At 50.3% G+C, this 6,087-nt stretch carries 3 protein-coding genes; all 3 read left to right on the top strand.

Features of this window, described 5'->3' with window-relative positions:
* The first annotated feature begins 236 nt into the window (after positions 1-236).
* Positions 237-1,301, top strand: a complete 1,065-nt coding sequence (locus RDN79_RS16670) for an efflux RND transporter periplasmic adaptor subunit (RefSeq protein ID WP_298549344.1) — start codon at positions 237-239, stop codon at positions 1,299-1,301.
* A gap of 61 nt (positions 1,302-1,362) precedes the next feature.
* Positions 1,363-4,482, top strand: a complete 3,120-nt coding sequence (locus RDN79_RS16665) for an efflux RND transporter permease subunit (protein ID WP_298549343.1) — start codon at positions 1,363-1,365, stop codon at positions 4,480-4,482.
* 19 nt (positions 4,483-4,501) lie between these two features.
* Entirely contained in the window at positions 4,502-5,989 is a 1,488-nt protein-coding gene (locus RDN79_RS16660; RefSeq protein WP_374044526.1) for a TolC family protein, read from the top strand.
* Positions 5,990-6,087 lie beyond the last annotated feature (98 nt).

Genomic DNA, 6,087 nt, shown 5'->3' with positions numbered 1-6,087 from the left:
CTGTATCCATATTATTTGTTAGTAAAGCTATATGCAGAGCCAAAATTCGGCCAAGCAGATAAATTTCAAGCCGCAGCGCAGTCTTTGCTGTCCAAAGAGCCGAAGGTCGAAAGCTCCGCAATCCGGGAAATGAAAGCGGAAATAAAAAAGATATTAGAAAAAAAGTAATTACGAAAGGCTCGTAACTAAAATATGTTTGTATATTTGCGAAACAACTTTGATAAAAACAATAAAATATGAAATACTACAAATTGTTTGCTATACTGTTTCTGGCCGGGATGATGGCTTGTTCCGGTGAAAAGCAAGAGAAAGGTTCAGAGGAAAGCGTAGAAACCGTTCTGCCGGACGAGACAAACGAGGTGACGGTGATAACGCTGAATACTACTGATTTCAACCACGAACTGATCAGTAACGGCAAACTGTCTGCCCGGAACTTTGTCGACCTGAAATTCGAGTCGGCAGAACCGATCGCCAAGATCTATGTGAAGAACGGCGACCGCGTGACGAAAGGGCAAAAACTCGCGGAGCTCTCCACCTTCCGCCTTGCCAACAAGACGGCACAGGCCAAAGATGCACTCGAACGCGCCAAATTAGAATTACAGGACGTACTGATCGGACAGGGCTACAAACTGGAAGATTCCACGAAAGTACCGCCCGCAACCATGCAGTTGGTAAAGGTAAAAAGCGGATATGACCAGGCGCTGATCTCCTGGCAGCTTGCCGAATACGAGCAACGCAACGCAGTCCTGACCGCTCCTTTCGACGGTATCGTCGCAAACCTGTTCGCCAAACAGTTCAACACGGCTTCTACCTCGGATGTTTTCTGCTCCATCATCGATACCCGTACGCTGGAAGCCGCTTTCACGGTTCTGGAAAGCGAACTTCCGCTTATCAAAACGGGCGACCGTGTAGAGGTAGCCCCCTTTGCCTTGTCCGATGTCATGGCTGAAGGCCGTATATCCGAAATAAACCCGCTGGTGGACAAAGACGGGATGGTACAGGTGAAAGCTGCCGTAAACGATAAAGGCAAGTTGTTCGAAGGGATGAATGTACGCGTGAGCATCCACCGCTCGCTGGGTAAACAGTTGGTCGTTCCCAAAAGCGCCGTCGTACTCCGTTCCGGCAAACAGGTCGTATTCACATTAACGGAAGATAAAGCATACTGGAACTATGTACATACGGGTCTGGAAAATGCAGACAGCTACACGATCGTCGACGGACTGAAAGAAGGGGATATCGTGATCACAAGCGGCAATATCAATCTGGCTCACGAAGCGCCGGTCAAGGTAATTGACAATTGACAATGGACAATTGACAATTCATAAATCATAATTTATAAATCATAAATCATAGTTCTAATACATGATAAAGTTTCTACTACAACGCCCTATCGCGGTATTGATGGCTTTTACGGCTTGCTTTATCGTGGGACTGGTTACCTACTTCACCATTCCGGTGTCGTTGCTGCCTGATATTGCAATCCCGGAGATCACCGTACAGGTGTCCGGCCAGAATACTTCGGCACGCGAACTGGAGAACACGGTAGTAAAAACCATCCGCCAGCAACTGATGCAAGTCGCCAGCCTGCGCGACATCCATAGCGAGACGCGTGACGGGGCTGCCATCATACGCCTCAACTTCGATTTCGGGACAAATACGGACCTGGCTTTCATCGAGGTCAACGAGAAGATAGACGCAGCCATGAACTATCTGCCGCGCGAAGTAGAGCGTCCGCGGGTAATCAAGGCCAGTGCGACCGACATTCCGGTGTTCTGCCTGAACCTCACCCTGAAAACAATGGATAATGGGCAATTGACAATTGACAATTTAAGAGATTCAAACAATTATCAATTGGAAAACGACGCTTTCCTCGACCTTTGCCAGTTTGCCGAAACAGTGATCAAACGCCGGATCGAACAACTGCCCGAAGTGGCGATGGTAGATGTGACGGGAGTACTGAAAAGGCAGTTACAGATCGTCCCGGACATGAAACTGCTGAAAATGTCGGAGATCACGCTCGATGACCTGGAGGCGGCGTTGACATCCAACAATATCGAACCGGGCAGCATGACCGTACGCGACGGCTACTACGAATACAACATCAAGTTCTCGACACTGTTGCGCACACCGGAAGACGTCGAGAATATCTATATCCGGAAAAACAACCATATCTTCCAACTGAAAGACCTGGCACGCATCTCCGTCGTACCGGAGAAAGAGACCGGAGCCTCCCTTTCCAACGGGAAACGGGCAGTGACGCTGGCCGTAATCAAGCAGGCGGATGAAAATATGGATAACATGAAGGAAGCGTTGCAGGAAGTCACCGATTATTTCGCTTCCGTCTACCCGGACATCGATTTCAGCATCAGCCGCAACCAGACGGAATTGCTGGATTATACCATCTCGAACCTGAAACAGAACCTGTCGTTGGGATTCCTTTTCATCTGTATCGTGGCCATCCTTTTCTTAGGAGATATCAAGAGCCCGGCTGTCATCGGGTTAAGTATGGTGGTGAGCCTGATCATCAGCTTCCTGTTTTTCTATCTCTGCAAGATGTCGCTGAATATCATCTCTATCTCCGGGCTGATCTTGGCTTTGGGTATGATGATCGACAGCTCGATCATCGTAACGGAAAACATCACCCAATACAGGGCACGCGGGGATTCGCTGGAAGAGGCCTGCAACAAAGGGACGACCGAGGTAATCACCCCGATGCTGAGTTCCACCTTTACGACGATTGCCGTGTTCGTCCCGCTTGTGTTCATGAGCGGAATAGCAGGAGCGATCTTCTTCGACCAGGCCTTTGCCGTCACCGTCGGACTGATGGTTTCCTATTTCACGGGAATCATGCTGCTGCCGGTACTCTACAAACTGGTATACAGCATTCCGGACATCAAACACAAGGGGTTCAATATGCAGATCAACAATCTGGTGAAAGAACATACACTGGACCGTTTCTATGATGCCGGAGTCGATTTCATCTTCCGCCACAAGAAATCGACTTTAATTTGCACAATCATCACGATCCCGCTTTGTGCCGTCCTGTTTTACGAAATACCCAAAAGCCGTATGCCGGAGATCGACCAGAACGAACTGATCGCCCATGTCGAATGGAACGAAAACATCCATATTGACGAAAACCGGAGCCGCGTCAGCCAGCTATTCGCCTCTGTCGGCAATCAGGTGCAAGAGCACACGGCCTACGTCGGCCAGCAGCAATTCCTGTTGAACCGGGACCGTGAGATGTCTGTTTCCGAAAGCGAACTGTATTTCAAGACGGAGAAACCGGCCGAAATCGCTCCTTTGCAAAAATCGGTCGAAGAATGGATCAAGGTCCATTATCCGATGGCCGTGATCTCCTTCTCGCCTCCCGAAACAGTATTCGAAAAGCTGTTTGTGACGGGTGAAGCCGACATTGTCGCCGAACTGTACACCCGCAATAAATCCGAAGCGCCGGAAGCCTCCGTCCTGCATAAGATAGAGCAGCAAATAGAGGCTAAAACAGGCCGGGCACCTGTCGGTATCACCTTCGACAACCAGTTGAACATCACGATAGACAGGCAGAAACTCCTGCTGTATAACGTTGATTACAGCGAAGTGTACCGGTTGCTGAAAACGGCATTCAAGGAGAACGAGGTAGCGACGCTCCGTTCCTACCAGCAATATCTGCCGATCGCATTGGCCGGGGAGGAACAAACGGTAAACGAAGTCTTGCAGAAAACATTGGTGAACACAGTTCCCGATACGGAAGGCAACGTACGATACATCCCGCTGCAATCGCTGGTGCGTGTCACTCCGGGAGAGGACCTGAAAACGATCACGGCTGGAAAGAACGGAGAATACATTCCGTTCAGTTTCTATGATGTAGACAATGCCGGACAGTTGATGGAAGATGTGAAAAAAGAGGTCGATGCCGACTGGGACATTGATTTTTCAGGTAGCTTCTTCTCCAACCGGCAGATGTTGAACGAGCTGGTCGTGATTTTGTTCATTTCGATCCTGCTGATGTATTTCATCCTGGCAGCCCAGTTCGAAAGTTTCCTGCAGCCGCTCATCGTGCTGCTTGAAATCCCGATCGACGTGGCAGCCTCCTTGCTGGTGCTCTGGATATGCGGCCACACCATGAACCTGATGAGCGCCATCGGTATCGTCGTCACCTGCGGTATCATCATCAACGACTCCATCCTGAAACTGGATGCCATCAACGAACTCCGCAAAGAGGGAGTCCCGCTTATGGAAGCCATACACGAGGCCGGACGGCGCCGCCTGCGCCCTATCATCATGACATCATTAACGACAATATTCGGAATGGTTCCGCTGCTTTTCACATTCGATATGGGTAGCGAACTGCAAAAGCCGCTCTCCATCGCCATGATCTCGGCCATGCTGATCGGTACGGCAGTCAGTCTTTTCGTCATACCGCTGGTATACTGGTTCATTTATCGCAAACATGACGTCGGGCATTTGAAAATTGAAAGTTGAAAATTGTAAATTGGAAGTTATGGACAAGAAATTCATTTATAGATATATCATCACGTTGTTGATGCTTGCATGCGCGTTCGGGGGAAAGGCACAGCTCACGCTGACGCTGGAACGGACGATCACGCTGGCGGCGGACAGTTCATTGGACGCTTTCCGGTACAAGAACATGTACCTGGCCGGATACTGGGAGTTCCGGACCTACAAGGCCGGCCGTCTGCCGAGCCTGACCCTGAATCTGACGCCGGCACAATACCAGCGATATTTCACCCAACGGTATGACTCGGACAAGGACATCGATGTTTATAGAAAGCAACAACGGTTCTACGCCGGCGGACAATTGGAGGTCGAACAGAATTTCGACCTCTTGGGCGGTACGTTCTATCTGGATACGGATCTGGATTATATGCGCTATTTCGGTGACGAGACCTATAACCAGTTCTCTTCCGTCCCCATCCGCCTCGGCTACCAGCAAGACCTGTTGGGATATAACGCCTTCAAATGGGAACGGAAAATCGAGCCGTTGAAATACGAGAAAGTCAAAAAAGAGCTATTATATAATGTAGAGCAGATGAGCGAGCAGGCAACGACCTATTTCTTCGCCCTGGCAATGGCACAGGTGGAATACGACCTGGCCAAGGAAAATGTCGCCACGACCGACACGCTATACCGGACAGGGCAGGAACGGCACAAGATCGCCTCCATCAGCCAAGCCGACTTGCTGACACTGAAATTGGATGCCGTGAACGCACGCAACACGTTGAAGAATGCGGAAATCGCCCTGAAACGCGCCATGTTCAGCCTCGCCTCTTACCTGAACTTCGACAAGAACACGGAAATACGCCTGCGCCTTCCGAGCCGCCCGCGCGATATGGAAATCTCGGTCGACAAAGCACTCGCATTGGCACGCGAGAACAACCCGACCTTCCTGGACCTGCGCCAGCAAATACTGGAAGCCCAACAGCAGGTAGACAAGACCAAGAAAGAAGCGATGTTCAACGCGCAGATCAACGCCAGTGTCGGGTTCAACCAGGTGGCCAAGAATATACAGGATGCCTACAAGAATCTGCAACAGCAGGAAATCGTCTCCTTGTCCGTTTCGATCCCGCTGGTGGACTGGGGCGTACGAAAAGGGAAGCATAATATCGCCAAAAACAACCTGCTTGTCACGGAAACATCCGCCAAACAGAAAGAGTTGACGGTCGAAGAAGACGTGATCATGACAGTCGGCGACTTCAATATCCAGCAGGCCCTGATCGGGAGCGCCGAAGAAGCGGTAGACCTGGCGGAAACAGCCTACAGCGAGACCAAACAGCGTTTCATGATCGGAAAGGCGGACATCAACAGCCTCACCCTTTCGCTGAACCGCCAGCAGGAGGCGCAGCGGAACTATATTTCGGCTTTGCAGAACTACTGGCTGAGCTATTATAAGATCCGCAAACTGACGTTGCATGACTTCGAAACGGGAGTTTCCCTTTCGAACGAGTTCGATTATAAAAATGGTTTGTAACGGCAGTCGTTACACTTCGGTAACGCACATCCTTACGCCTCGGCAGCGACAGTCGTTACCGAACGGTAACGGCAATCATTACCGAGTGGCAACGGGAG

The organism is uncultured Parabacteroides sp., assembly GCF_902493135.1.
In the GTDB taxonomy this organism is placed as follows: Bacteria; Bacteroidota; Bacteroidia; order Bacteroidales; family Tannerellaceae; genus Parabacteroides.
This window is presented reverse-complemented; position numbering and strand designations above follow the sequence as displayed.

Excerpts from the sequence above, each read along its gene's own strand:
- RDN79_RS16660 (WP_374044526.1), top strand. The coding sequence starts at position 4,502 with ATGGACAAGAAATTCATTTATAGATATATCATCACGTTGTTGATGCTT.
- RDN79_RS16670 (WP_298549344.1), top strand. The coding sequence starts at position 237 with ATGAAATACTACAAATTGTTTGCTATACTGTTTCTGGCCGGGATGATG.
- RDN79_RS16665 (WP_298549343.1), top strand. The coding sequence starts at position 1,363 with ATGATAAAGTTTCTACTACAACGCCCTATCGCGGTATTGATGGCTTTT.